Genomic DNA, 25,204 nt, shown 5'->3' with positions numbered 1-25,204 from the left:
ATCTCTTTTCATGAATAATTGTGAAGCGTTTGGATGAAATCAACTGGCCCATGGTGCAAAAAGGCGAGGATGAATTAGCGGTATTGGCGAGCCAGTGGGATCACTTCAGCAGGGTGATGATTGGCGTTGTTTGCCCCTGATAACTCGCCCTTGAGTGCGCGTTGTAACCGGTGCACTTGCTTGTGCAATTCTCGGCTTAGCAGCACATTGACATGATGTGGATTTTTACCCAGACCAATCAGCCGATTGATATGACTGTAATGTGCATGAAGCTGTGGCTGACGCTCTTTTGGGGCTTGCGCGATGAGTTCTTGGCTAAGCTGGTAGCGAAGTGCATCGAGCGCTTTTGGCTGCTGCTCGGCAAGACGCATCAGTTGATCAAAAGGGGGCAATGCAGTCATCGATTGTACTCATTTAGGCTTTGATTCAATCCTAGATGAGATGGGGGATCTTGCTGCTTAAATGCTGAGACAGTTAAATGCGGAGATAGGCGCGTTGATATGTCAGTTGATGCTGAGTTTTTAGTTTGTGTGGATATGGTAACAGCAGACGCGTTGACCTTGGCTGATGAGGCTTTCGCGATGAACCTGATAGAGCGGGCTAAGCAGCTGTTCAAGCAAAGAGAGTTCTGAGCGGCAGAGCTGCTGACAATGCTGGGCGGCATCAAGCAGTGGGCAGTGGCGCTCAATCAGCAAATAACCTTGCTGTGGATGCGACTCAACATGTGCCATATACCCTTCATCGCTGCGGATTTTAGCGATCGCGATAAGTAGATCATGCAGCGGCTGTGACAAATCTAAAAGTTGGCGATAGCGGGCAAGGGTTTGCTGTTCACGGCTGTGGATCACCCGTTCTAGGCCATCAGAGCCAAAATGCTCTTGCACTGCGCTGAGTAGTTGAATGCTCAGGTCGCCATGGCGATTATCAAACTGCTCATGACTTTTAGCCGTGAGCCGCCAACGGCGTTGCGGTCGACCTACCGCTACTTTGACATCGTAACCTTCGACTAATCCTTGATGAACCAGCTTTTGTAGATGTTGCCGTGCGCCCATGGCAGTCATGGCATATCGCTCGCCTAATTGCTGTGCGGTTTGGTCGCCATCTCGTTTTAAGCTGTGCAGGATTTTCTCAGGTGTTTTCATGCCGTATCCGCGGTTGGTCTTTTCTTTATTATGGCGAAGTGAATTTAGAAAGCAATTGCTTCACTAAATCCGCTGATGAAACCTAGCATGCGATAAATGGCACGAGAAAAATGCAATAAAAAAGCCTGCATGGTGCAGGCTTTTGAAAAAATTGATAGAGGATTAAAGAATAATCTTCTTCACTGCTTCATCTTTACGATCAAGATAGTGAGTTGAGCGAATGCGGCGAATGGTGCGTGACTTACCACGAATCAGCAAGGTTTCAGACGTGGCCACATTGCCTTGACGGTGGATCCCTTCAAGCAAATCACCTTTGGTGATACCAGTTGCTGAGAAGATCACGTTGTCATTTTTAGCCATCTCTTCAAGACGAAGAACGGCATTGGTTTCGATGCCTTCTTTATGGCAGCGTGCAATCTCTTCTTCACCAATGGTGCGGTTTTCTGGGGTATCGCCTTTTACTTCATGACGTGGAATCAAGCGGCCTTGCATGTCGCCATCAAGCGCACGGATCACCGCGGCTGATACCACGCCTTCTGGCGCGCCGCCAATGCCGTAAAGTACATCGACTTCACTATCAGGCATACAGGTCAGGATTGATGCCGCAACGTCACCGTCTGGAATTGCAAAAACACGCACACCCAGTTTTTGCATTTCAGCAATGGCTTGGTCATGACGCGGTTTTGCCAAAGTGATTACGGTGAGGTTTTCAAGGGTTTTGCCCAGTGCTTTGGCGACATGAGTAAGGTTATCTGCAAGTGATAGGTTGAGGTCAATGCTGCCTTTGGCGCCAGGGCCAACACAGATCTTTTCCATGTACATATCAGGGGCACGCAAGAAGGTGTCTTTTTCACCCACAGCTAATACAGCCAGTGCGTTGGATTGGCCCATGGCCGTCATGCGTGTACCTTCGATTGGGTCAACAGCGATATCAACCCAGTCACCGCCTTTCCCCACACGCTCACCAATGTAGAGCATCGGCGCTTCATCGATTTCGCCTTCACCAATGACGATTTCACCGCTGATTTCGGTCTGATTGAGCATAATGCGCATCGCACGCACCGCAGCATCATCCGCTGCGTTTTTGTCACCACGGCCAAGCCACTTATAGCCTGCTAGGGCGGCAGCTTCAGTCACACGGGAAAACTCAATTGCCAGTTCGCCTCTCATTTCTACTCCAGAATTTGCTCAGGTTGTGCAGTTGTCTGCGGGTGGGGATAAAAAATCGGCGCAATCTTATCATGGTTAAGCAAACGGTTGCCATGGCGCATCGCATTATTTTATTTGTTGACTGGCAACTAGGTTGAGCAGCTAATAATGAAATCGGAACTGGTGATTTTAACCACTGAAATGTCAGGGTTCGGTGAAGACTGCTTATTCCCTGCGCAATTGATTGCTGGAATGCTGATCTTTTGCTGTTGTTCGTGCGTGAGCTGGTTAGAATAGAGACAGATACAAATTTTTTGCGCGCTGCGCCCGTAACTAAGGTGAAATCAATGTCTATCGATGTACTCGAAAAACTGGAACAAAAAGTTCAGATGGCGGTTGATACCATTTCGCTTCTGCAGATGGAAATTGAAGAGCTTAAAGAACAGAACCAAGCACTGACTCAAAACTCGACTCAGCTTGAGCAAGACAAAGCGATGATGGCGGAAGAGAACGAGCGTATGCGTCAAGATCACGATGCATGGCAAAACCGCGTTCGTGCGCTACTTGGTAAAATGGAAGAAGTGGAGTAATCCATTTTCTTGCGATAAAAAAACGGAGCCTGATGCTCCGTTTTTTATTGTTTGTTGGCAGGAGAATTAAGCCTGCTCGTCGAAGTCTGCTGATTCGACTTCTTCTTCATCTTCGTCGTATTCGTCATCAAGCTCTAGTGGTTCAGATGACAAAATAACGCCTGTGCTATCGGCATAGAGGTAATCTTCAGGGAAGAAGGTCACGCCACCAAAGTTGACGGGTACATCGACTTCACCAATGCTCTCTTGCGCTGCGCCAACTGGAATAGAAGCGATGGCTTGAATGCCGATATCAAGGCTATCAATCTCATCGACATCGCGCACACAGCCGTAGACCACAATACCTTCCCAGCCATTATCTGCTGCGGTTTGCGCAATCACCGCATCAACGACAGCGCGGCGAAGTGAACCACCGGCATCGATCAGTAGCACGCGACCGCTACCTTCTTGGTCGATGGTTTCTGTAATAACGCCGCTATCTTCAAAGCATTTCACTGTGGTGATTTGGCCCGCAAAGCTGCTGCGGCCACCATAGCTGCTGAACATTGGCTCTACCACATCCACTTGGTCGATAAATAGATCGCACAGTTCTGATGTATTGTATTCCATGAGGCTCACTTCTTTAGTCGAAACGCGGCATAACTGCCGACAAATATTGAAGAAAGTATAAACAACAAAGCGCTGATTACAATGATCCACTAGGCAGTTTAGGGTTTCTTTTGCCTAGCATTTGATTTAGATCTTGATGATTAGCCCCAGCGCGAATAGGGCGTTGGTTAACAGGGCGCATTTGACGATGGTGCCCATCATCGGACGCAGCGCTTGGCCATTAGGTGCGCGCCAAACAGCAAGGCCGTGATGAACAATGAGCGGCAATGCGGCTAAAAATAGGTAACCCGTCCAATGCGCATGGGAAAGCAGCGCAAAGGCGATAAAGCAGAGCATTGCGGTGCTGAGTAAAACCAGATGATAGATGCGGCCCCAGCGCGGCCCAAAACGTACCGCAAGGGTGTTTTTACCGCAGGCGCGATCGTTATCAATATCGCGCAGGTTGTTGATATTGAGCACGGCGACAGCCAATAAACCACAGGCGGTGGCGGGCAGTAAAATTTGGCTCGATAGCGTGCCTACATGCAAATAATAGGTGCCAGCCACGCCAAGCCAACCAAAGAAAATAAGCACGGAAATATCACCCAGACCCATATAGCCATAGGGTTTGTTGCCGACGGTATAGGTAATGGCGGCAAAAATGGCGAGTGCGCCAAGGCCAATAAAGCTCATGATGTCGCTTAGGTGAGCGCAGGCATGAAAGATTAGGGTGAGGCCAGAGAGGCAAGTCAGCAATACGGTGACAATGAGCGCATTGCGCATTGCTTTTAAGCTGATATGTCCTTGCTGAATACCGCGAATAGGGCCAAGACGTTGCGCGTTGTCCGTCCCTTGAATGGCATCGCCGTAGTCGTTGGCAAGATTGGACAAAATCTGTAACAACATGGCGGTGACTAGGGTCAGGATACTGACGGTCCAGCTAAAGGTTTGCTGCCAAGCAGCAATGGCACTTCCGGTGATAATGGATGCAAGCGCAAGGGGAAGTGTTTTCGGACGAATCGCATCAAGCCAAATGGCCGAAGAGCGTGGCTGAGTCATAACAGCTCCAGACAACAGTGAGGTGGCTATTATTCCTTGCTTACCGCGCGCTGGCAAATTCGTTGTCTCGCGGGCGAAACACTAACATAAAAAACGGCGACCTGAGTCGCCGTTATCTGCAATGGGGTGCTTATAGAATAAAGCGGCTGAGATCTTCGTCTTGTACCAGCTCACCCAATTGTTTGTTCACGTAAGCAGCGTCAATCACTAAGATTTCACCCTCACGCTCAGAAGCATCGTAAGACACCTCATCCATCAAGCGTTCCATCACTGTGTGTAGACGGCGCGCGCCAATGTTTTCAGTGCGCTCATTCACTTGCCATGCGGCGTTGGCAAGCTGCTCAATACCATCTTCAGTGAATTCAATCTTCATCCCTTCAGTGGCCATCAGTGCTTTGTACTGCTCAGTCAAAGAGGCGTTTGGCTCTTTTAGAATGCGTTTGAAATCATCTGCACTAAGTGCTTGCAGCTCAACGCGAATCGGTAGACGGCCTTGAAGCTCAGGAATCAGGTCCGATGGTTTCGCCACTTGGAATGCACCAGAGGCGATAAATAGGATATGGTCAGTTTTCACCATGCCGTGTTTGGTCGATACAGTACAACCTTCCACCAATGGCAGTAGATCGCGCTGTACGCCTTCGCGTGACACATCAGGACCAGACACTTCACCGCGCTTACAGATCTTGTCAATCTCATCGATAAACACAATGCCGTTGTTCTCAACAGAGTCGATCACTTTGGTTTTGAGCTCTTCTTGATTGACCAGTTTTGCCGCTTCCTCTTCGGTGGCTTGTTTAAGCGCATCTTTAACTTTCATCTTGCGCTTTTTGCTGGTGTTGCCCGATAGATTTTGGAACATGCTTTGTAGCTGGTTGGTCATGTCTTCCATGCCTGGAGGTGCCATGATTTCAACGCCCATTTGCGGCGCGGCAAGTTCAATTTCAATCTCTTTGTCGTTGAGCTGACCTTCACGTAGTTTTTTGCGGAACACCTGCCGGGTGTTGCTTTGGCTATCGCTTTGCTCATTTTGACCCCAAGCATCACGTGCTGGTGGCAAAAGGGCATCCAAAATACGTTCTTCGGCAAGCTCTGCAGCGCGAATTTGAACTTTGTCCATCTCTTGCTGGCGGACTAGTTTCATCGCAGCATCGGTGAGATCGCGAATAATGGTTTCCACTTCCTTACCGACATAGCCCACTTCGGTAAATTTGGTCGCTTCCACTTTGATAAATGGCGCGTTGGCAAGTTTGGCAAGACGACGGGCAATTTCAGTTTTACCCACACCCGTTGGGCCAATCATTAAAATGTTCTTTGGTGTCACTTCAGCGCGCATCTCTTCGGCGAGCTGCATACGGCGCCAGCGGTTACGCAGGGCAATAGCTACTGCACGCTTAGCTTGATCTTGGCCGATAATGTGACGGTTGAGTTCGTGCGCGATTTCGCGCGGTGTCATCGCAGTCATGGCAATGTCCTACTTAATCTCAAGAGTTTCGATGGTGTGGAATTGGTTGGTGAATACACAGATATCACCCGCGATGGTCAGTGCTTTTTTCGCGATGACTTCGGCATCAAGCTCAGTGTTTTCCAACAATGCCAGTGCTGCGGCTTGTGCATAGTTGCCGCCAGAGCCAATGGCAATGAGATCGTGCTCCGGCTGAACCACGTCACCGTTACCCGTAATAATCAAAGATGCACTTTCATCGGCGACAGCCAGTAGGGCTTCTAAGCGACGTAGGTTGCGATCGGTGCGCCAATCTTTGGCGAGTTCAACCGCCGCCTTGGTGAGATGGCCTTGGTGCATTTCTAGTTTGCTTTCAAAGCGCTCAAATAGAGTAAAAGCATCTGCTGTGCCGCCAGCAAAACCAGCCAGAACTTTGCCGTGGTAGAGACGACGTACTTTTTTGGCGTTGCCTTTCATCACGGTATTACCCATAGATACTTGGCCATCACCAGCGATCACCACTTTATTGTCGCGGCGGACAGAGACGATTGTAGTCACAGTAGACCTCTTTGTTCGGTTTCAGCATGCGCTGTTTTTGAAAAGGTGGGGGTGGATGGTGAAATTTTCAAGGAGAAAAAACAGGGATACGTGATCGATGGCATAAAAAAACAGCAGGCGGAGCCTGCTGTTGATGGGAAATATAGCAAAATTAATCGATATTCCAGAACCAAATGGCGCAAGGTTCGATTTTATTGCGCTGCAGTTTATGGCGATCACTTTCGGCTTGGCGTTTTTGTGGGTAAGGCCCTAACACTACTTTATACCAGCTGCCTTCATGGTGAATGCGACTGGTTAAGCCTTGAAAGGCGATCATCGCTTTACGCTCTTCAGCTTGCGCCAAGGTTTTATAGGCACCGCACTGCATCAGATAAGGTTGCTTTGGCTTGTTGTTCACCTTTTTCGCTTCAACCGTTACTTCTTTATTTTCAAGCTCTTCAATATAGCTCCAAGTCTCTTCAGGCTTAGGGGGTAACGGTTTTTTCTCAGCCACAGGTTTGGGTTTTTGTACTGGCTGAGTGACCACGATTTTCTCGGGTTTTGGCTGCGGTTGCGGGGCTGAATCATCACCGGATAGGTTGATCAGACCAAAAATAAAGACGCCAATTAGCAGCGCTGTCACAGCAACAAAGGTGCGTGATGCGCCTTGCGGACGCGCAGGCTTTTTACTGGTTTTGGTTTTTTTGGGCGCACGGCCACGTTTTACGTAATCTCTTGGTGCCACGTTCTGCTGTGAATGATTGAGGGGACATGGGGTGCATGTTACTGACTTGCGCGCGCTGAGGCTAGAGGCAGCCATAAAAGTGGGGGCAAGATGGCATTTTGTTCAGGGTATTGATGCAATTTGGTGAAAAAAATACGCCAGCAGTTGCTGGCGTATATCGATGAATAGTTTGGCAAATTGAATTAACGAGATGGTGGCGCCGCACTTTCACGAATCACTAGCTTGGCATCCAGCAGACGCGAGCCAGCTTGTACTTCTTTACCACGGAGCAATTCCAGCAGCATCAACATCGCTTTGCGACCAATGTCGTAGCGTGGTTGAGAGACTGTGGTGAGCGGTGGATCGCAGTACTCAGAGAACTTAATGTCATCAAAGCCAACCACAGAGATATCCTGTGGAACGCGTAGACCAAGACGTTTGGCTTGTTGCATGGCACCAATGGCCATGGTGTCATTGTGACAGAACACCGCGGTTGGAGGCTCAGGCAAGGACAATAGCGAGGTCATGGCACGCGCGCCGCCAGCAAAGCTGTAGTCACCTTTGACGCGATAAGCTGGATTGATTTCAATACCAGCACGACGCATCGCTTGTTGATAGCCTTGATGGCGGAAATTGCTGATCGCGGCGCTATCAGAGCCGGTGATAGTGGCAATACGTTTGTGACCCATTTGGGTCAGATAGTTCACCACTTCAAAGGCTGCGGTGAGGTTATCAATATGTACGGTTGGCAGTTCCAACTCGGGAGCATACTCACAGGCCATCACCAATGGTGGTAGGTTCTTTTGCTCAGGCTTGCTGACATCAAAAGGCACATCAGTGCCGAGCAGTAGCATGCCATCTGCTTGTTTGGTAAAAACTAGGTTTACGAATGAATTTTCACGGTTTTTCTGTTGGCCGCCATCGCCGAGTAGAACCAAATAACCGTGCTCCATCGCTGCTTCCTCGATACCGCGAATAATTTCGGCGTAATAGGGGTCACAGATATCAGGGATGATGGCAACAATCGTTTTGGATTCATTGCGGCGTAGATTGCGAGCCAATGAGTTCGGCGAATAGCCCGCATCTAGCACAGCTTTCTCAACCTTTTTGCGGGTTGAGGCAGAGACCTTCTCTGGGTTCATCAAAGCACGGGAAACCGTGGCTGTTGAAACGCCTGCTAGCTGGGCAACATCCTTCATTGTCGCCATAGTGGTAATCCTCTCTCATTTCTCTCGGTGGGTCAGCATCGAATAAGCAGCAAATCGGCCGCTCAAAGAATCTCGATGAATGGCTATATTGTAATCTTAATTCGCGCCGTGAAACACGAGCTGACTAGCAAAAGTTACATGGTTTTCGTGAGCTGAGCCCCAGAGTGGTTAATTTTTCGCTAGCTCATATCCTGCGGGTCTACGTCCATGGACCAGCGTACCTTATTGCTGAGAGGTAAAATGTTAATGGCTGTTTTACTTTGACTTATCAGTTTGTTACGTAAACTTCTTTGATTCGATTGCAAAATAAGTTGCCAGCGGTATCGGCCCGCTCTTTTGGCCATAGGGGCTGGCATTGGACCCATAATGAAATGATCGTGTGCCTTGAATTCTGGATGCGCCTCGAGAGTTTGTTTCACCTGAGACAAAAACAGTTCGGCTTGTGAACCTTGATGATCTTCTGCGCGAAATAAACACAGATGACTGTAGGGCGGTAATTCAGCGATGCGCCGTTCATTGAGTGCTTCTTGTGCAAATGGTCCATAACCGGATCGCAACAGAGAAAGAAGAAGAGGGTGTTCAGGATGATGGGTTTGCAGTACCACTTCGCCGGGTTTACTGGCACGTCCAGCGCGGCCAGCGACTTGCACAAATAGTTGGGCAAGACGCTCAGGGGCACGAAAGTCATTACAAAACAATGCACTATCTACATCAATTAAACCCACAAGGGTGACATTGGGAAAGTGATGGCCTTTGGCTAGCATTTGCGTGCCAATTAAAATTTGATGCTGATTTTGCGCAATAGCGGTTAACGCCTGATCAAGACTGCCTTTTCGTCGAGTACTATCACGGTCGATGCGAATCGCTGAGAAATCAGGAAATAGGTGTTGCAGTGTTTGCTCAAGTTGCTCTGTACCGACGCCGACGCCTGCCAGCTGTGTTGAGCCACATTGATGGCATTGATGCGGTAGTGGTCGCTGGGTGGCGCAGTGATGACAACATAGCTGCTGCGATTGCTGATGCACAGTGTAATAACGCTCACAGCGTGGGCATTGTGCCAGCCAGCCGCACTCATGACAGATCAATGCAGGTGCAAAGCCGCGACGATTGAGAAATAGCATCACCTGATTACCCGCTTGCAGATGCTGGCGCATTTGCGCCATCAGTGGCGCACTCAGACCCGCCTCACAATGCATGCCTTTGATATCCAGCAGGCGATTTTTGGTCAGGCTGGCATTGCCTGCGCGTCGTTTAAGGGTGAGGTGATGATATTTACCAGTTTGCGCATTATACAGCGTCTCCAAAGAAGGTGTTGCCGAGCCAAGCACTATGGGGATTTGCTCTTTATTGGCACGCATAATCGCGGCATCACGGGCATGGTAGCGAATGGTGTCTTGCTGTTTATAGGAGGCATCATGCTCCTCATCCACCACAATGAGCCCCAAGTCATGAAATGGCGTAAATAGCGCTGAGCGCGTACCAATCACAATGGCGCAGTGATTATCACGCGCATTGAGCCAAGCTTTGAGGCGTTCAGTATCGTTGAGGTTGGAGTGGACCACGGCAACGGGGACATCAAAACGCTCCGTAAATCGAGCGATGGTCTGCGGGGTGAGGCCAATCTCCGGCACCAGAACCAAGACTTGCTTGCCTTGTTCTAACACCGGTGCAATGGCTTGTAGATAGACTTCAGTCTTGCCTGAGCCGGTGATCCCTTCAAGCAATAAACAGGCAAATTCGTGTTGGCTTTGAATGGTCGCAACGGCCAAGGCTTGTTCATCGTTCAGTTGCAGCGGCGCTTGTTTTAGCGGTGCCTGCTTGGGCCATAAACTGGTGTTTTTTTGCGCTTCAAAAAAGGATTCAATCCAGCCTTTTTTCGCCAAGCTATTGATGGTAGCTGCGCTAAATTCAGCCTGTTGAAGATCACTGTGTGATTGTGCTTGGTTGGTGAGAGCAGCCAATAACCTTGCTTGCTGGTGCGCATTTTTAGCTAGCGTATGTTGTTCGTTGCGCCCTTGGTCGGTGATGCGCCACATTTTGAGCGCTTGCATCGACGCGGGTTTACCTTGGCGCAGCGCTGCGGGCATCAATAGATTGAGGGTATCGCCCAGTGGATATTGATAGTAGTGACTTAGCCATTGTAGCGTTTGATAGAGCGGCGGTTGCCAGAGTGGCTCGGCATCGAGTACTTGGCTAATGGCTTTGAGTTTTTCGATGGGGTAGTCACTGTGTTGCGGTAACGCCACAACCATACCAATGAGTTGGCGCGGACCAAAGGGGACTTTTACACGCGCGCCAACCTTGGGTTGTGTGTCACCGATACGATAATCAAATAGCTTATCGAGCGGGACGGGAAGGGCGATGCGCGCTATAGTCATGGGTGGCAATCTACTCAATATTTCGATGCCCAATGCACCGGAAAAATAGGAATGGCTCAGTGTATCAGGCTTCGCCAATGGCACCAATTGAGGGGCTTGAATTGTGGCGAAAAGATCTGCAGCAAAGGTTGATCCGAGGGCGATGATTGATTAAAATCCGCGGCCTTAACACAATTGTTATTTAACGACGTGCGGTGTCCGGCTTTGGATCGGAAGAGCGGCACGGCCTTTCATTAGAGGTTTTCCCATGAAAGCTGGTATCCACCCAGAATACAAAGTAATCACTGCAAAATGTTCTTGCGGTAACGTTATCGAAGTTGCTTCAACTGTTGGTAAAGATCTAAACCTAGACGTGTGTGACAAATGTCACCCATTCTACACTGGTAAGCAACGTATCGTTGACACCGGCGGCCGTGTTGATCGCTTCAACAAGCGTTTCGGTATGCTTAGCAAGTAATTGCGTTAGCAGAATCGAGAAGGGGGTGCTTTTTAGCATCCCTTTTTTTATGTCTGAAAATCGCTAAGGACAATTGGCGCTTGCCAATTATGCTCAATCTGTAATCATATTCGCGCTGAATCACAGTTTTTGTATTTAGCAGCCTTCAAAATTAAAGAATTGATAACAATCAGGATACATGAACCATGTCAGACCAACTTCGCCAGCAAGCGCTGCATTACCATGCTTATCCCGTTCCAGGGAAGATCGCCGTTGAACTCACCAAACCTGCGGATACCGCAGAGGATCTCGCGCTTGCTTATAGCCCAGGCGTGGCAGAGCCAGTGCGTGAAATCGCGCAAGATGCGGAAAATGTTTATAAGTACACCGGTAAGGGCAACATGGTTGCGGTGATTTCAAACGGCACTGCCATTTTGGGGCTGGGCAACTTGGGGCCTTTGGCATCCAAGCCTGTGATGGAAGGTAAAGCGCTGCTGTTCAAACGTTTTGCTGGTCTTGATGCCATTGATATTGAGGTCAAGCATCGCACCATTGATGAGTTTGTCGATACCGTGGCCAATATCGCGGATACCTTTGGTGGCATCAACCTTGAAGATATTAAGGCGCCTGATTGTTTTGAGATTGAGAAAAAGCTGATTGAACGCTGCCAAGTACCTGTGTTCCACGATGATCAGCATGGTACAGCGATTGTGACTGCCGCCGGTATGCTCAATGCGCTTGAGCTACAAGGCAAACAACTGGAAGAGGCGATTATTGTTTGTTTGGGCGCAGGCGCAGCTGCGGTTGCTTGTATGGAGCTGTTGATTCAATGCGGTGCGCAGCGTGAAAAAATCTATATGTTGGATCGCAAAGGGGTGATTCATACCCGTCGTGATGATCTCAATGAGTACAAAAAGCTGTTTGCCAATAATACTGATAAGCGCACGCTGGAAGACGTCATTCAAGGCGCTGATATTTTTGTCGGTGTCTCTGGCCCAGATTTATTGCCACCAGAAGCGCTAGCTTTGATGGCAGACAAGCCCATTGTGTTTGCATGTTCGAACCCCGATCCAGAAATCAAACCGGCGCTGGCGCATCAAGTGCGTGATGATTTGATTATGGGCACGGGTCGCTCGGATTATCCAAACCAGATTAACAACGTGCTCTGTTTTCCATTTTTGTTCCGTGGCGCTCTTGATGTACGCGCCAGTGAGATCAATACCGAGATGAAGATTGCGGCGGTGGATGCCATTCGCCACTTGGCCAAAGAGCCGGTTCCTGCAGAAGTATTAAAAGCGGCAGGTGTTGAGGCGTTGAGCTTTGGCCGTGAATACATTATTCCGAAACCAATGGATCCGCGTTTGCTACCACGTGTGGCGAAAGCGGTGGCGCAAGCGGCGGTTGAGTCTGGCGTAGCGCGCATTGCCATGCCGCAGAACTATATGGTTTAAGGTATCCAGTTTAAGGCACATCCTTTAGGGAATTAGGCTGAATCAATCGCGGCAAAAACGCGAAATAGCCCTTAGAAAAAAGCCTCGCAATTGCGAGGCTTTTTGTCATTTGTTTGATCACTTTCACGATTATTTAGTGATATCTTCGTACTCAATGCCCATGGCATCCATCAATGCTTTGGCTTCAACGGGAATATCATCAGGACGATCTTTGCGTAGATCTTCATCGGTTGGCAAAGGCTGGCCAGTATAGGCGTGCAAAAATGCCTCGCAAAGTAGCTCGCTATTGGTGGCATGGCGTAGGTTGTTTACCTGACGGCGAGTACGCTCGTCAGTGAGTACTTTCAGTACTTTCAACGGAATTGAGACGGTAATTTTTTTGACTTGCTCGCTTTTTTTTCCGTGTTCGGCGTAGGGGCTAATATAGTCGCCGTTCCAATCTGCCATGCTTCACCTTATTTTGCTTATCGATCACTGAAGTGAGTGTTGTGCGATTTTAGCGGCTTTTACTCCCATAAGCAAAAACATATAGACGTCTAGATGTGTTGACGTCTCAAGTGATGCGCGATATGTTTATTCCCTGTATGGAAAGTCATCAAGTTGTAGTGCATTGTTATCGTGTTGCAACCAAATCAGCCAAGGAAGGGCCGAACTATGAGCAAGAAGCAAGCTGCAACCATTGCCGTCAGAAGTGGGATCGAATCGGATCAACAATTTGGCGCAGTGGTTCCTCCCATCTATTTAACCTCCAACTATGGTTTTCAGCGTTTTGGCGAAGTGCCGCAGTATGATTATTCTCGTGGCGGCAATCCTACGCGCGCTATTTTAGCGGATGCTCTGGCCGAGCTTGAGGGCGGCGCCGGTGGCGTGGTCACCAACTGCGGCATGTCTGCGATTAACTTGATTGTCAGTTTGCTCAGTCCTGCTGATCTGATCGTTGCGCCCCATGATTGCTATGGCGGTACCTATCGTTTATTTGAATCGCGGGCGAAAAAGGGCGATTTCAAGGTGCTGTTTGTTGATCAAAGTGACTCGCAAGCACTGGCAAAGGCACTGGCACAAAAGCCAAAGTTAGTGTGGCTGGAAACCCCGTCTAATCCGCTCCTTCGGGTGGTTGATATCGCCGCTATTAGTGCTCAAGCCAAAGCCATTGATGCTTGGCTCGCCGTTGATAACACCTTTTTATCGCCGATTTTACAGCAGCCCATTTCGCTGGGTGCGGACTTCGTGGTGCACTCCACCACCAAATATATCAATGGTCACTCCGATGTGGTGGCGGGCGTTGCTATTGCCAAAAGCCAAGCGCATGTTGAACAGCTGACCTGGTGGGGAAATTGTTTGGGCGCGACTGGATCTCCTTTTGATGCCTATTTAACGCTGCGAGGTCTGCGTACCTTGGCGCCAAGAATGCGCGCGCATGAGGCCAACGCCGCAGCTATTTTGGCATTTTTACAGCAGCAGTCTCGCGTTCGCACCATCTACCATCCAAGTTTGCCAGAGCACCCAGGACACCAAATTGCCAAAGCCCAGCAGCAAGGCTATGGCGCGATGCTGAGTTTTGAACTGGATGTCACAGAAAAGCAGCTCAAAGCTTTTGTTGATGCTTTGAGTTTGTTCTCCTTAGCAGAATCCTTGGGCGGTGTTGAAAGTCTGATTTGCCATCCAAGCTCCATGACTCACCGCGCTATGTCTGACCAAGCGCAGCAAGAGGCGGGGATTTCACCAACCTTACTTCGCCTGTCGGTGGGGCTGGAAGATAGCCAAGATTTGATTGCTGATTTGAAGGTGGCATTTGCCGCTTTGGAGAGATGTGAATGATCGCAACACAGGTGCAGGGACGCCAGCTGCATAAATTTGGTGGTAGCAGCCTTGCCGATAGTGATGCTTATCTGCGCGCGGTGCGTATTTTACGCCAATATGCCAGCACGGATGATTTGGTGGTGGTTTCTGCCGCGGGCGAAACCACCAATTTATTGTGGGACTGGCTTGAGCAATTACAGCAAGATGGCCGCGTCGCCCATGAGCGTTTGATGGCGCTGCGCCAATATCAGCAGCAACTGATTGAGCGAACTTTACCTGCATCGCAAGCTACGCCTTTATTACAAAGCTTGCATCGGGACTTTAGTGAATTAACGAGCTTTACGGGCGAGTCGCTTTCGGCTGCCAAGCGTGCGAGCGCCTTGGGTTTTGGTGAGTTGTGGTCTGCGCGATTGCTGACGGCGAGACTGAATAGCGAATCGATGCCGGCGCAAGCGTTGGACTCTCGTCTTTTTTTACGTGCGCAAGCAGACTCAGCTCAGCCCGAAGTGAATGCTCAGCTTTCCTTGCCGTTGCTTCAACAGTGCCTCGCAGAAAATGCAGCGCAGGGAAAACAGCTGCAGGTGATCACCGGTTTTATGGCGCAAAACGATGCGCAAGAAACCGTGCTGCTTGGCCGCAATGGTTCAGATTATTCCGCCACTGTGATTGGTGCTTTGGCCGATGTTTCACGGGTGACCATTTGGAGCGATGTCGCTGGGGTATATAGCGCTGATCCACATGTGGTGGATGATGCTTGTTTACTGCCATTACTGCGTTTAGATGAGGCCAGTGAGTTGGCGCGGTTAGCCTCGCCAGTCTTGCATAGCCGCACTTTACAACCTGTCGCACAAAGCACATTGGATCTGATGCTGCGTTGTAGCTACGAGCCAGAGCTTGGTTCAACACATATTGAGCGGGTACTGGCGAGCGGTCGCGGCGCTAAAATTATTACAGCTCTGGATGATGTGTACTTACTGACAGTGGAGCTTGCCAAAGCAAAGTTAACCCATGGTGTGAGTGAGCGCTTATTTGCGCAACTGGCGCAAAAGCAGCTGCAACCACTGGCCTATGATATCAATCCTGAGCTGGGCACCATTGCCCTGGCTTATACCAGTGAAGTGGTGGGGAGTGTGCTCAGCCTGCTGGATCAGCAAGGCTTGGGTGAACTCAATCTCAAAGATGGCTATAGCTTGATTGCCGCCGTGGGTGCTGGGGTGGTGAATAATCCGGTGCATTGTTACGGCTTTTATCAGCAATTGGCTGACCAATCTGTGGAGTTTATTGCCGCGGCTGATTCCAAATTAAGTTTGGCTGCTGTGGTGCGTAGCCAAGATAGTGGCAGCATTGTGCGTGGGATTCATCAGCGCTTATTTAAGGCGCAAAAGCGCATTGGTTTGGTGGTGTGCGGAAACGGCAATATTGGCAGTCGTTGGCTGTCCCTGTTTGCCGAGCAGCAAGCGTCATTAGTCACGCGTCATGAGATGCAATTTGATTTGTTAGCTGTGGTGGAAACTGACCGCGCTTGGGTAGATTTTCAGGGCATTGATGGCGCACGCATCGCGAAAGAGTTCACAAAGCAAGCGCAGCCCTATGATGCCACCTTGTTTTCTAGCTTTGCGCAAAGTGGCTGCGATGAAGTGGTGATTGTGGATTTGACGGCGAGTGAGGTGCTAGCAAAGCAATATCAACAGTTTGCGGAGTTGGGTTATCACCTGATTTGTGCCAATAAAATTGCCGGTTCAAGTACCACTGCCAATTATCAAGCTGTGTGTCATGCCTTTGCCAAAACCGGCCGCCATTGGTTACACAATGCCACGGTTGGTGCTGGTTTGCCCATCAACCATACGGTGCGAGATTTAAGAGACAGTGGCGATCAGCTATTGTCTCTGTCGGGCATTTTCTCTGGTACTTTGTCTTGGCTGTTTTTGCAATTTGACGGTAGCATCCCCTTTAGTCAGCTGGTGGATTTGGCTTGGCAGCAGGGCTTAACTGAGCCCGATCCGCGTCATGATCTCGATGGCTCAGATGTGATGCGCAAATTGGTGATTTTGGCGCGTGAAGCCGGTTTGGCCATTGAACCTGAGCAGGTCAAAGTGGAAAGCTTGGTGCCAGACTCATTGGCGGAAGTATCGCTCGATTGTTTCTTTGAGTCGGTGGATGAACTGGATACCTTAATGTCAGAGCGACTGGCGCGCGCTCAGCGCCAAGGTAAAGTGCTGCGTTATGTGGCGCGTTTAGATAAAGATGGCCGAGCCAGTGTGGGCGTGGAAGCCATTGCCGAGAACCATCCGCTGGCGATGATGCTGCCCTGCGATAATATTTTTGCTATTGAAAGTCAGTGGTATCGCGATAATCCTTTAGTGATTCGTGGTCCTGGCGCAGGGCGAGATGTCACCGCAGGGGCGATTCAGTCGGATCTGAATCGTTTAGCTACCTTGCTGTCTCATTAAAATGGACAGTAATCAATTGCTATAAGCCAATGGGGAAGCGGCATTTCATAAAGAGGAAAATGAAGATGAAGTTTGCTCACGCAGGCATTGAATAAAATTCATGTTCAGAGCGTTGACTTCAATGGCAGGCTAAGACAGTATTTAGACATATAGACGTCCAAAAGGATTTTGGATGCCAACGCAAGGAGCACCTATGGCATATTCACACGCAGGTCAGTTTGATTTACTGAACCAAAATATTGCAGAACTCAATGGCGACATTAATGTGTCTTTTGAGTTTTTCCCGCCAAGCTCCGAAAGCATGGAGCAGACCTTGTGGGGTTCTATTCATCGGCTCAAAGAGTTACAACCCAAATTTGTCTCAGTGACCTATGGGGCGAACTCCGGAGAGCGTGATCGCACGCACTCCATTATCAAAGAGATTAAAGAGCAAACTGGTCTGATTGCAGCGCCGCATTTAACTTGTATCGATGCAAGCCGTGATGAATTGCGCCAAATTGCCCGTGATTACTGGCAAAACGGCATTCGTCAGATTGTCGCGTTGCGTGGTGATTTGCCAGAAAATGGCGGTAAACCTGATATGTATGCAGCTGATTTGGTTGAGCTGCTGCGCAAGGAAGCTGACTTTGATATTTCAGTGGCGGCTTATCCTGAAGTGCATCCTGAGGCGAAAAATGCGCAATCGGATTTGATTAACCTCAAGCGTAAAATTGATGCGGGTGCCAACCGCGCGATCACCCAATTTTTCTTTGATGTGGAATCCTATCTGCGTTTTCGCGATCGCTGTGTCACCGCAGGCATTGATGTGGAGATTGTGCCGGGCATTTTGCCGGTGTCGAATTTCAAACAGGCATCACGCTTTGCCAAAATGACCAATGTGCGTATTCCAAGTTGGATGGAAAAGCAGTACCAAGGTTTGGATGATGATCTGCTGACGCGTCAGATGCTAGGCGCGAGCAATGCCATTGATATGGTTCGCGTGCTGAGCCGAGAAGGGGTCAAGGATTTCCATTTCTATACCCTCAATCGCGCTGAGCTGACCTATGCCATTTGCCATACCTTAGGGGTGCGCCCGCAAACAGCGACTCAGGGCTTAACGGCCAAAGCGGTTTAGCCTAACTCATGATGAGAAGTGATTGAGAGAAACGGCTGAGAGAAAGTGGCGTATTTGAGTGAAATGCTGAAGCTGACGCCAGTTAAATGTTGAAGCCAACCTCTACGTCCAATAAAAAAGCCGCATCTGCGGCTTTTTTATTGGGCTTAATTGACTGTTATTTTTTCTTATCAGTTCAGTGCTCAATTGCATCTGCACTCTCTTGATGTCGCATAAATGTTATCGGATAGCCTAAGGCGGGAAAGATATGCGCCTCCATTAGACGAAACAGATAATCCTTATCTTGTCCCAAATAGGCGCCGCCGGTCATCACTACCAATAACTCTAGCTCGGGTACCAAGAGTAAGCCTTGGCCGCCTTGGCCGAGCGCTGCGACCACTTGAATTGGACGTGTTTGATAGCGAAATTGCGGTTGATACCAGCCCATGGCAAATCGCAAATGTGGCTGTTCAATCAAAGGCGCGCCGGGCTGATAGATAAAGTGGATCCAGGCTGGATCAAGCAGCTGCTGTCCATGCCAATGGCCTTGATTGAGGTAAAGTTGGCCAATTTTCGCGAGATCGCGACTACGCAAGGCAAGCCCTTGATCGCCCAATTTATGTCGTAAGGGGCCTCCCCACTCAAAATACTGAATATCCAAAGGGGCAAATAGGGCATTGTTGGCATATTGTACCAAGCTTTGCGAAGTGGTGCGCTCGATAAAATCACCAAGTAGCACAGGCATCGCGCTTTGATAGCGACTGCGCTGATTCGGCTGGCTATCCATGGGCAGGCTCAATACATAATCAATGGGTGTTGGGGCTTGGTGCATGAGTTGGCGATCACTGGGCTGATGGTTCTCGCTACGTGACACCTCCTGCCAGTGCAAGCCGCTGCGCATATTCAGCGCATCAATCAGGCGAATGGCTTTTTTCCCATCGGCTTTGGGCTGGCGCGCTATTTGTGCCTCACTGAGAAGTGGTTGTTCAATGGATTGAATTTGATCATCCATCAGTAATCGGCCAATCAAGGTTGCGGTGAGGGTTTGGCTGATTTCCATCAAGGGGTAAAGCGTATTGTAATGGCTTTCATTGCTAAATTGCGGCGTGCTGGTACCACGGGTAGGATGTTGGTAGTAGTGCTCAAATAGCAGTTGGCCATGACGCGCAATCAGTAGTGATTGCGGGCGCTGATCTTCATCTTCTAATAATTTACGGTGAAGGCGTAGCAGTTCGATGGGATCAAAACCTTGTATTTCTGGTGTTGTGGTGGGCCAGTCAGGCTCTGCGGGCTTTTGTGTCCATTGAAAATCTTGCGCTGAGGGTAGGGTGTAGAGTCGATAACTCCAGCCTAAGGCAAAAAACAAAAGCAGCAGGACCAGGCCTACTGCTTTGTAATGTATGTGATCCTTCATAAGCGCTCCCTGAGCGCTTATCCGTTACTTTGAAGGTAACTGATTGAGGATTTCAAGCGCTTCTTCAATCCAATTGATCCATGCGACTTTACCATGGATGCCGCGACGTAAAGTCAAACGCATCAGGTGCTGCTGGCGGTCAAGTCGACTGATATCCGCAAAGTGAATCTTTTCAAGTTCTTGAAAGTTTGCCAACTCACGTTTTGAGTCGTCAAGCAAGCGAGTCAAGTGTTGTGACATCACACCGCTATCGCCCTCTTGGCATGCATAAAGTTTCGCGGAGACCTCATCACGCACCGCAGGCGGTGCCAATGGTTTTTCCAGCCAAAGCATCAATGCAGCGCGGCCCTCTTCAGTAATGGTGTACACCTTACGATCGGGTTTGCCATCTTGTGGTTCGAGTAAATATCCAACCCAACCAAGTTGTGCCATTTTATTGAGTTCGCGATACACCTGTTGGTGGCTCGCACGCCAAAAATAGCCCACTTGCTGGGAGAATTGTTTAGTCAGGTCATAACCAGTAGCACTTGCGTGACACAGCGAGGTCAAAATGACATGAGGTAGCGACATCTTTCAAGTTCCATTTAATCAATAGTTATTAGCGTAACGCTTGATCAAGATCGGTCAGAATGTCTTCGATATGCTCAATGCCGACACATAAACGAATCATCTCTGGTTGTACACCTGCCGCAGCTTGCTCGGTTTCACTCATCTGGCGATGGGTGGTCGAGGCTGGGTGACAGGCTAGGGATTTGGCATCCCCGATGTTGACTAGGCGCTTAAATAAATTCAATGCATCATAGAATTTCACCCCCGCCTCATAGCCGCCTTTGAGGCCAAATGAGAGCAAAGATGAAGGTAAGCCACCGCGCAGCATACGTTGACACAACGCATGATTTGGGTGGGATTTCAGGCCAGCGTAGTTCACCCACGCCACCATAGGGTGGGCGTCGAGAAACTCAGCCACCGCCAATGCGTTTTGGCAATGGCGCTCCATGCGCAAAGGTAGGGTTTCTAACCCTTGCAGCAGCAAGAAACTATTCATCGGCGAGAGCGCAGCACCAGTATTGCGCAGTGGCACAGTACGTGCGCGCGCTACAAATGCGGCCGGACCAAAGGTCTCGTTATAAATCACGCCGTGATAAGAGGGTTCCGGGGTGGCAAACATCGGGAAGCGATCCTGATATTTGGGCCAAGGGAATTTACCGCTATCAACAATCACACCACCGAGAGAGTTGCCGTGACCGCCGATATATTTGGTCATAGAGTGCACCACAATATCCGCACCTAGCTCGATAGGCTTACACAGCACAGGCGTGGCGACTGTGTTATCCACCATCAAAGGCACGCCCTGAGCATGTGCCACTTCTGCAAGCGCTGCGATATCAACGATATTGCCCGCAGGGTTACCGATGGACTCACAGTAAACCGCCTTGGTTTGTGAATCGATCAGCGCCGCAATATCTTCTGGTTTATCTGATGCGGCAAAACGCACGTCAATGCCCAAACTTGGCAACATGTGCGCAAAGAGGGTATAGGTGCCACCATAGAGCTGCGGCGTTGCGACGATGTTGTCACCTTGCTTGGCAAGGGTGAGTACCGCGTAATGAATGGCCGCTGCGCCAGCGCTGACTGCAAGTGCGGCAACACCACCTTCAAGAGCCGCCATACGCTGCTCAATGACATCTGTGGTTGGATTCATAATGCGGGTGTAAATATTCCCCGGAACCTCAAGATTAAAGAGGTCCGCACCGTGCTGTGCGTTGTCAAATTCATAGGCAACGGTTTGGTAAATTGGGGTTGCCACGGCCTTAGTGGTTGGATCCGTTTGGTAGCCGTGGTGAATGGCTAGCGTTTCATCTTTCATATCGCATTCCTTGCTGATAATTCGCTTATTTAGCTAGTTGGAGATAGACATTATTGTCTGTTCTATTGTCATGCAATCGGTTTCGGGGTCAATATTTGTTTTTGTGAATGCCTGCACAAGTTGTTCGGTTGTCTGTACAACTTTATCCAGTGGACTGCGTTACTGCAGGCGTAATTCTGTGATAAAAAAAAACCAGCCATGCGGCTGGTTTTTTCAAAAGGGTATCGACTAGCGAGTGCCGTAAACCACAATGGTCTTACCGTGTGCTGAGATGAGGTTTTGCTCTTCTAGCATCTTCAAAATACGACCAACGGTTTCACGTGAACAGCCGACAATTTGACCAATCTCTTGACGGGTGATCTTAATCTGCATGCCGTCAGGGTGGGTCATAGCGTCAGGTTGTTTCGCCAAGTTCAATAGGGTTTGAGCGATGCGACCAGTCACGTCAAGGAATGCCAAGTCACCCACTTTTTGGCTGGTCACTTGTAGACGACGTGCCATTTGCGCTGAAAGGCGCATTAGGATGTCTGGGTTTACTTGAATCAGCTGGCGGAACTTCTTAAAGGAGATCTCAGCGACTTCACATGGAGATTTCGCACGAACCCAAGCTGAACGCTCTTGACCTTCTTCAAAAAGACCAAGTTCACCGATGAAGTCACCTTGGTTAAGGTAAGACAAGATCATCTCTTTGCCTTCTTCATCTTTAATCAATACAGCCACAGAACCTTTGACGATGTAGTAAAGGGTTTCTGCTTTTTCGCCTGCGTGAATCAGGGTGCTCTTTGATGGGTACTTATGGATGTGGCAGTGAGACAGGAACCACTCCAGAGTTGGGTCTGTTTGAGGTTTACCGAGAACCATATAACTTTCTTCCTCTGCGTTAAAAGCCCAACAGCCAAGACTATGTCCGATATATTGCTTGGGCGTAAAAATAATTTTGCCGCGGTTAGAATATAGACTCTGACGTTAGGCTGCAAACTCGGGTGAGCGAGATACAGATTCTATCGCTTTTTATGTGGGATTTCTTGATTTTAATCGGGATGAAAGGTGGTTTTCCGGTGTGAAAGTGTGCAGTGGATCACGAGTATTTATTTTCTTCTCAGCAAATAAATTTGCCGAAATTATAAGCGCTAAAAAAAGGTGAAAAAAAGCGAATGGATTTACCTTATAAAACGTACTGAGAAATGCGAAATGCCTATGTTTTTAGTCATTTTTTTGACGCTGATGCCGTGCGTTAAATCGACTGCTGAAAGTGCTGTTTCGATTTAATATCGACGCTTTCATGAAGTTCTGAATAGACCAGAACGGCATCGCCATGAGCCAGCTGTGCAAGCACTAAATCGACTTTTTCATCTAGAGATAACTCACTGTCACCATAATCTGTGCCTTCTCGCAGAATCACACTTTCCACCACATTACGCAGGGTCTCTGGGTCGAGCTGTTGCCAAGGAATAATCATTGATTAGAACTTTTGTCGATAGGAAAGCGTAAAGGCTACATCGGCACTGTTATCGTAGTAAACCCAATTTTCCAAAATCACCATTTCAATGGCCTGTCGCGGGCTGTAAAGATAGCGGTAACCGAGCATAGTTTCATATACAGGTTTGTTGAGGCTAAACACATGGGTGGCGATACCTTCACTGACTTGTGCTTGCGCCCAAAGGTGATGATTGTGCTGCCAGCGATAGAGATAACCCAAGGCGATATGGCTATTGACGGCTTTAGCACGAATTTGCAACACCTCGGTTTGCTGTCGATGCGTGACGCCGACCATGCCATACCAACGATGTTTGGGGCTGGGGGCATAGCGATAGTTGAGTTGCAGGCTTTGCTCAAAATTGTGGTGAGCAAATGGACCATTGGGTTGATAGCTATAAAGCAGTGCACCACTGGCAGACAGCGCGTGATAGGGATTGGACCAAATAGCGTGGTCTAGCTGTAGGGTTAGGCGGTGGCCAAAGCTTAGGGTCGAGTCGCCTGATTGATCTAAACCTTCGCTAGGCGCGCGAAAGGTTGCTTGGTGCTTGGGCACGGTATCACGGCCATTTTGACCAATATCAAAGGCGTCATGAAATTTAATGGTGAGAGTATCAATATGATTATTGGCACTAAAGCGATACCGATAATCCATAGACCAGCGCCATTGCTTTGAGGGTGCGTGTTGATAATTGAAGCGCAGTTCATTGTGGTAGTAATCAAGAAATAGCTCATTGGTGATCCCCCAAATACTGGCGGCAGTGGCACTGGCTTGCACTTCGCTGTCGCCAGCTTGCCAGATAGCATCCTGTAGCATGGGGGTTAGGCTTGCTGCTTGTAGCGGGGATTGGCTTGGCGCAAACAGCGGGCCAAATTCGCTGTTTGTTTGGTTGGCATACCCCCAAGTTGCTTGGCTACTGAATAGAAAGAAAAAGAGCAGACACCATCGCGAGATAGATTGCAACGCGATGGGCTTGCTTATCAACAACAATCCCATTTGGCTTCCCACTTTGGCTGGCTTTTATATTGATCGCGAATATTGATAGCAATAGCGCGATTTCTTGTTTTCTTTAAATTGGCTTCTTTTCTTGTTTTTTTATTGCGTTTTGGCTGGGCGGGAGCGCCGAGTCTCCCTCCTCTCTCTTTGTTCAAATTAGTTGAGCTGAGAAGAAACTCAATATCAGCCATGAGATAGCGGCATATTTAGCTGCATAGTGAACTGCATAGTGAGCGGGGTGGGTTAGTTAATGGGACGTCTATTAAAGAGACTGTTAATTAAAGGGGCAGTTTATTTAAGGGACAGTCTATCTAAGGGAAGTCTATTCTACGAACTATCGCGGCATCAAAGGGGCGAATTGGGCATTAGCGATGCCATTGGCTATCGCTGAATGCGCTGGCTTAGCAAAGGGTGATTACAGTCGTTTGCGTTAACGATGCTCGGCAAACCATGCGGGAACCTGATGCTCGAGCCAAAATTTGGGCTGGCGCAGCGTACCACTGACAAAACCGACATGGCCGCCATGTTCACTCAGCTGATAATCAATATGGGGATTACTATGCTGCGTGAGGATTACGCTGTCCGTCATAAAGGGATCATCTTTGGCGTGAATCATCTGGGTTGGGATCGCAATCTGATGCAACTTGGGCTTGGCGCTGGCTCGCTGATAATAGTCCTGCGCATTGGCAAAACCATTGCTTGGCGCGGTGATGCGATCATCAAATTGATACAGGGTTTGAATCTGCTTGGCATCCGTGGTGTTGAGCTGTAGTGAATGCGCCATATGAGGATGGGCGCTGAGCTTCTCCGCCGCTTTTTGTTTGAGACTGCTAAGTAAATAGCGTTGGTAAATCCGAGAAAACCCTTGCTCAATTCGCTGCGAGCAGCTGGCTAAATCGATGGGCGCAGAAATGGCGGTAGCAGCGCACAGCGGTGTATCGCTGCCTTGTTCCGCGAGATAGTTGAGCAGCATATTGCCACCAATAGAGACCCCAATCGCGACCATATGTGAGGGTAGATAGCGTTCATTGAGCTGCTCAATCACCCAGCGAATATCGCGGGTATCCCCTGCGTGATAGCTTTGAAACTGTTGGTTTAAACTGCGGCCACAGCTGCGAAAGTGCAGCATGAGAGCGCACCAACCTTGGGCTTTAAGCGCTGCAAGCAGGCCGTGGGCATAGGGGCTATCAAAGCTTCCCTCAAGGCCATGAAACAAAATCGCCATGGGCTGCTTGGCTTTGGGCTCGCCAGCCCAAGCCAGTTCCAAAGTATCGCCATCGGGCGTTGACCAAGTTTGCCACAGCGGGCTAAAGCTAGGCTTACGATGGAGCAGGCGAGGCAGCAGCGTCTGCACATGGCAGTTGCTCAGGCCTTTGGCTGGGGTAAAAACGTGTGGCATGGCTT

General features: G+C 49.2%; 25 protein-coding genes. 6 read left to right on the top strand and 19 right to left on the bottom strand.

Features of this window, described 5'->3' with window-relative positions; all coding sequences use genetic code 11:
* Positions 1-74: 74 nt before the first annotated feature.
* The 3 genes from L9P36_RS12405 to glpX form a co-directional block, all read right to left on the bottom strand.
* A complete protein-coding gene (locus L9P36_RS12405; RefSeq protein WP_237467434.1) occupies positions 75-401 on the bottom strand; it encodes a DUF3135 domain-containing protein in 327 nt (108 codons plus the stop codon).
* Between the two features lie 120 nt (positions 402-521).
* Positions 522-1,142, bottom strand: a complete 621-nt coding sequence (locus tag L9P36_RS12400) for a helix-turn-helix transcriptional regulator (protein ID WP_237467431.1) — start codon at positions 1,140-1,142, stop codon at positions 522-524.
* A 162-nt stretch (positions 1,143-1,304) separates the two neighbouring features.
* On the bottom strand, positions 1,305-2,312 hold the full coding sequence (gene glpX, locus L9P36_RS12395; protein ID WP_237467429.1) for a class II fructose-bisphosphatase: 1,008 nt from the start codon (positions 2,310-2,312) through the stop codon (positions 1,305-1,307).
* Between the two features lie 326 nt (positions 2,313-2,638).
* On the opposite strand from glpX, the gene zapB reads away from it, so the two are divergent.
* Positions 2,639-2,881, top strand: a complete 243-nt coding sequence (gene zapB, locus L9P36_RS12390; RefSeq protein ID WP_237467419.1) for a cell division protein ZapB — start codon at positions 2,639-2,641, stop codon at positions 2,879-2,881.
* Between the two features lie 66 nt (positions 2,882-2,947).
* Here the strand turns inward: zapB and rraA are convergent, their stop codons facing one another.
* From rraA to priA, 7 genes are all read right to left on the bottom strand, one after another.
* A complete protein-coding gene (gene rraA, locus L9P36_RS12385; RefSeq protein WP_237467417.1) occupies positions 2,948-3,490 on the bottom strand; it encodes a ribonuclease E activity regulator RraA in 543 nt (180 codons plus the stop codon).
* A gap of 126 nt (positions 3,491-3,616) precedes the next feature.
* A complete protein-coding gene (locus L9P36_RS12380; RefSeq protein ID WP_237467415.1) occupies positions 3,617-4,528 on the bottom strand; it encodes a 1,4-dihydroxy-2-naphthoate polyprenyltransferase in 912 nt (303 codons plus the stop codon).
* Positions 4,529-4,658: 130 nt separating this feature from the next.
* A complete protein-coding gene (hslU, locus tag L9P36_RS12375; RefSeq protein WP_237467412.1) occupies positions 4,659-5,990 on the bottom strand; it encodes an ATP-dependent protease ATPase subunit HslU in 1,332 nt (443 codons plus the stop codon).
* 9 nt (positions 5,991-5,999) lie between these two features.
* Positions 6,000-6,527, bottom strand: a complete 528-nt coding sequence (gene hslV, locus L9P36_RS12370; protein WP_237467410.1) for an ATP-dependent protease subunit HslV — start codon at positions 6,525-6,527, stop codon at positions 6,000-6,002.
* A 151-nt stretch (positions 6,528-6,678) separates the two neighbouring features.
* Positions 6,679-7,251: an SPOR domain-containing protein gene (locus tag L9P36_RS12365; protein WP_237467407.1), complete on the bottom strand. Its 573-nt coding sequence runs from the start codon at positions 7,249-7,251 to the stop codon at positions 6,679-6,681.
* A gap of 182 nt (positions 7,252-7,433) precedes the next feature.
* The gene (cytR, locus tag L9P36_RS12360; RefSeq protein WP_237467405.1) at positions 7,434-8,438 is read right to left on the bottom strand and encodes a DNA-binding transcriptional regulator CytR; all 1,005 of its coding nucleotides are present in this window, start codon (positions 8,436-8,438) and stop codon (positions 7,434-7,436) included.
* 179 nt (positions 8,439-8,617) lie between these two features.
* Positions 8,618-10,816 (bottom strand): primosomal protein N', encoded by a 2,199-nt coding sequence (priA, locus tag L9P36_RS12355; protein WP_237467403.1) that lies wholly within the window; start codon positions 10,814-10,816, stop codon positions 8,618-8,620.
* Positions 10,817-11,063: 247 nt separating this feature from the next.
* On the opposite strand from priA, the gene rpmE reads away from it, so the two are divergent.
* Positions 11,064-11,273 carry a 50S ribosomal protein L31 gene (rpmE, locus tag L9P36_RS12350; protein WP_237467401.1) on the top strand — a complete coding sequence of 70 codons (210 nt, stop codon included), beginning with the start codon at positions 11,064-11,066 and terminating at the stop codon, positions 11,271-11,273.
* Positions 11,274-11,458: 185 nt separating this feature from the next.
* Positions 11,459-12,703 carry a malic enzyme-like NAD(P)-binding protein gene (locus L9P36_RS12345; protein ID WP_237467399.1) on the top strand — a complete coding sequence of 415 codons (1,245 nt, stop codon included), beginning with the start codon at positions 11,459-11,461 and terminating at the stop codon, positions 12,701-12,703.
* A gap of 129 nt (positions 12,704-12,832) precedes the next feature.
* On the opposite strand, the gene metJ is transcribed toward L9P36_RS12345, so the two are convergent.
* A complete protein-coding gene (gene metJ, locus L9P36_RS12340; RefSeq protein WP_237467397.1) occupies positions 12,833-13,150 on the bottom strand; it encodes a met regulon transcriptional regulator MetJ in 318 nt (105 codons plus the stop codon).
* A 207-nt stretch (positions 13,151-13,357) separates the two neighbouring features.
* Here metJ and L9P36_RS12335 point away from each other — a divergent pair, with 207 nt between their 5' ends.
* From L9P36_RS12335 to metF, 3 genes are all read left to right on the top strand, one after another.
* A complete protein-coding gene (locus tag L9P36_RS12335; RefSeq protein ID WP_237467396.1) occupies positions 13,358-14,521 on the top strand; it encodes an O-succinylhomoserine (thiol)-lyase in 1,164 nt (387 codons plus the stop codon).
* Complete coding sequence (locus tag L9P36_RS12330; protein WP_237467393.1) at positions 14,518-16,953, top strand: bifunctional aspartate kinase/homoserine dehydrogenase II; 2,436 nt, start codon at positions 14,518-14,520, stop codon at positions 16,951-16,953. Before L9P36_RS12335 ends, L9P36_RS12330 begins: the two co-directional genes overlap by 4 nt.
* A 193-nt stretch (positions 16,954-17,146) precedes the next feature.
* Complete coding sequence (gene metF, locus L9P36_RS12325) at positions 17,147-18,067, top strand: methylenetetrahydrofolate reductase (protein WP_237467391.1); 921 nt, start codon at positions 17,147-17,149, stop codon at positions 18,065-18,067.
* A gap of 175 nt (positions 18,068-18,242) precedes the next feature.
* On the opposite strand, the gene L9P36_RS12320 is transcribed toward metF, so the two are convergent.
* The 8 genes from L9P36_RS12320 to L9P36_RS12285 form a co-directional block, all read right to left on the bottom strand.
* Entirely contained in the window at positions 18,243-19,460 is a 1,218-nt protein-coding gene (locus L9P36_RS12320) for a serine hydrolase domain-containing protein (protein WP_237467390.1), read from the bottom strand.
* A gap of 24 nt (positions 19,461-19,484) precedes the next feature.
* On the bottom strand, positions 19,485-20,030 hold the full coding sequence (locus L9P36_RS12315; RefSeq protein ID WP_237467388.1) for a PadR family transcriptional regulator: 546 nt from the start codon (positions 20,028-20,030) through the stop codon (positions 19,485-19,487).
* A gap of 28 nt (positions 20,031-20,058) precedes the next feature.
* A complete protein-coding gene (locus L9P36_RS12310; protein ID WP_237467386.1) occupies positions 20,059-21,327 on the bottom strand; it encodes an O-acetylhomoserine aminocarboxypropyltransferase/cysteine synthase family protein in 1,269 nt (422 codons plus the stop codon).
* Between the two features lie 228 nt (positions 21,328-21,555).
* Positions 21,556-22,188 (bottom strand): cAMP-activated global transcriptional regulator CRP, encoded by a 633-nt coding sequence (crp, locus tag L9P36_RS12305; protein ID WP_237467384.1) that lies wholly within the window; start codon positions 22,186-22,188, stop codon positions 21,556-21,558.
* A gap of 373 nt (positions 22,189-22,561) precedes the next feature.
* Positions 22,562-22,786 (bottom strand): YheU family protein, encoded by a 225-nt coding sequence (locus L9P36_RS12300; RefSeq protein ID WP_237467382.1) that lies wholly within the window; start codon positions 22,784-22,786, stop codon positions 22,562-22,564.
* Positions 22,787-22,789: 3 nt separating this feature from the next.
* The gene (locus L9P36_RS12295) at positions 22,790-23,800 is read right to left on the bottom strand and encodes a DUF3187 family protein (protein WP_237467373.1); all 1,011 of its coding nucleotides are present in this window, start codon (positions 23,798-23,800) and stop codon (positions 22,790-22,792) included.
* On the bottom strand, positions 23,785-23,991 hold the full coding sequence (locus L9P36_RS12290) for a hypothetical protein (protein WP_237467372.1): 207 nt from the start codon (positions 23,989-23,991) through the stop codon (positions 23,785-23,787). Before L9P36_RS12290 ends, L9P36_RS12295 begins: the two co-directional genes overlap by 16 nt.
* A gap of 239 nt (positions 23,992-24,230) precedes the next feature.
* The gene (locus L9P36_RS12285; protein WP_237467370.1) at positions 24,231-25,199 is read right to left on the bottom strand and encodes a hydrolase; all 969 of its coding nucleotides are present in this window, start codon (positions 25,197-25,199) and stop codon (positions 24,231-24,233) included.
* Positions 25,200-25,204 lie beyond the last annotated feature (5 nt).

Origin of the sequence: Vibrio stylophorae, from assembly GCF_921293875.1 — a bacterium.
Taxonomy (GTDB): Bacteria; Pseudomonadota; Gammaproteobacteria; order Enterobacterales; family Vibrionaceae; genus Vibrio_A; species Vibrio_A stylophorae.
The sequence above is the reverse complement of the archived record's forward strand: the minus strand, read 5'-3'. Positions and strand labels throughout refer to the sequence as shown.

What these genes read in the sequence shown, in the direction of transcription:
- rpmE (WP_237467401.1), top strand. Translation starts at nt 11,064, where the DNA reads ATGAAAGCTGGTATCCACCCAGAATACAAAGTAATCACTGCAAAATGT.
- L9P36_RS12285 (WP_237467370.1), bottom strand. Translation starts at nt 25,199, where the DNA reads ATGCCACACGTTTTTACCCCAGCCAAAGGCCTGAGCAACTGCCATGTG.
- L9P36_RS12405 (WP_237467434.1), bottom strand. Translation starts at nt 401, where the DNA reads ATGACTGCATTGCCCCCTTTTGATCAACTGATGCGTCTTGCCGAGCAG.
- L9P36_RS12335 (WP_237467396.1), top strand. Translation starts at nt 13,358, where the DNA reads ATGAGCAAGAAGCAAGCTGCAACCATTGCCGTCAGAAGTGGGATCGAA.
- metF (WP_237467391.1), top strand. Translation starts at nt 17,147, where the DNA reads ATGGCATATTCACACGCAGGTCAGTTTGATTTACTGAACCAAAATATT.
- hslU (WP_237467412.1), bottom strand. Translation starts at nt 5,990, where the DNA reads ATGACTGCGATGACACCGCGCGAAATCGCGCACGAACTCAACCGTCAC.
- priA (WP_237467403.1), bottom strand. Translation starts at nt 10,816, where the DNA reads ATGACTATAGCGCGCATCGCCCTTCCCGTCCCGCTCGATAAGCTATTT.
- cytR (WP_237467405.1), bottom strand. Translation starts at nt 8,438, where the DNA reads ATGGCGACAATGAAGGATGTTGCCCAGCTAGCAGGCGTTTCAACAGCC.
- zapB (WP_237467419.1), top strand. Translation starts at nt 2,639, where the DNA reads ATGTCTATCGATGTACTCGAAAAACTGGAACAAAAAGTTCAGATGGCG.
- L9P36_RS12320 (WP_237467390.1), bottom strand. Translation starts at nt 19,460, where the DNA reads ATGAAGGATCACATACATTACAAAGCAGTAGGCCTGGTCCTGCTGCTT.
- L9P36_RS12300 (WP_237467382.1), bottom strand. Translation starts at nt 22,786, where the DNA reads ATGATTATTCCTTGGCAACAGCTCGACCCAGAGACCCTGCGTAATGTG.
- L9P36_RS12290 (WP_237467372.1), bottom strand. Translation starts at nt 23,991, where the DNA reads ATGGCTGATATTGAGTTTCTTCTCAGCTCAACTAATTTGAACAAAGAG.
- L9P36_RS12330 (WP_237467393.1), top strand. Translation starts at nt 14,518, where the DNA reads ATGATCGCAACACAGGTGCAGGGACGCCAGCTGCATAAATTTGGTGGT.
- L9P36_RS12315 (WP_237467388.1), bottom strand. Translation starts at nt 20,030, where the DNA reads ATGTCGCTACCTCATGTCATTTTGACCTCGCTGTGTCACGCAAGTGCT.
- glpX (WP_237467429.1), bottom strand. Translation starts at nt 2,312, where the DNA reads ATGAGAGGCGAACTGGCAATTGAGTTTTCCCGTGTGACTGAAGCTGCC.
- rraA (WP_237467417.1), bottom strand. Translation starts at nt 3,490, where the DNA reads ATGGAATACAATACATCAGAACTGTGCGATCTATTTATCGACCAAGTG.
- L9P36_RS12310 (WP_237467386.1), bottom strand. Translation starts at nt 21,327, where the DNA reads ATGAAAGATGAAACGCTAGCCATTCACCACGGCTACCAAACGGATCCA.
- L9P36_RS12400 (WP_237467431.1), bottom strand. Translation starts at nt 1,142, where the DNA reads ATGAAAACACCTGAGAAAATCCTGCACAGCTTAAAACGAGATGGCGAC.
- metJ (WP_237467397.1), bottom strand. Translation starts at nt 13,150, where the DNA reads ATGGCAGATTGGAACGGCGACTATATTAGCCCCTACGCCGAACACGGA.
- L9P36_RS12380 (WP_237467415.1), bottom strand. Translation starts at nt 4,528, where the DNA reads ATGACTCAGCCACGCTCTTCGGCCATTTGGCTTGATGCGATTCGTCCG.
- crp (WP_237467384.1), bottom strand. Translation starts at nt 22,188, where the DNA reads ATGGTTCTCGGTAAACCTCAAACAGACCCAACTCTGGAGTGGTTCCTG.
- L9P36_RS12345 (WP_237467399.1), top strand. Translation starts at nt 11,459, where the DNA reads ATGTCAGACCAACTTCGCCAGCAAGCGCTGCATTACCATGCTTATCCC.
- L9P36_RS12295 (WP_237467373.1), bottom strand. Translation starts at nt 23,800, where the DNA reads ATGGGATTGTTGTTGATAAGCAAGCCCATCGCGTTGCAATCTATCTCG.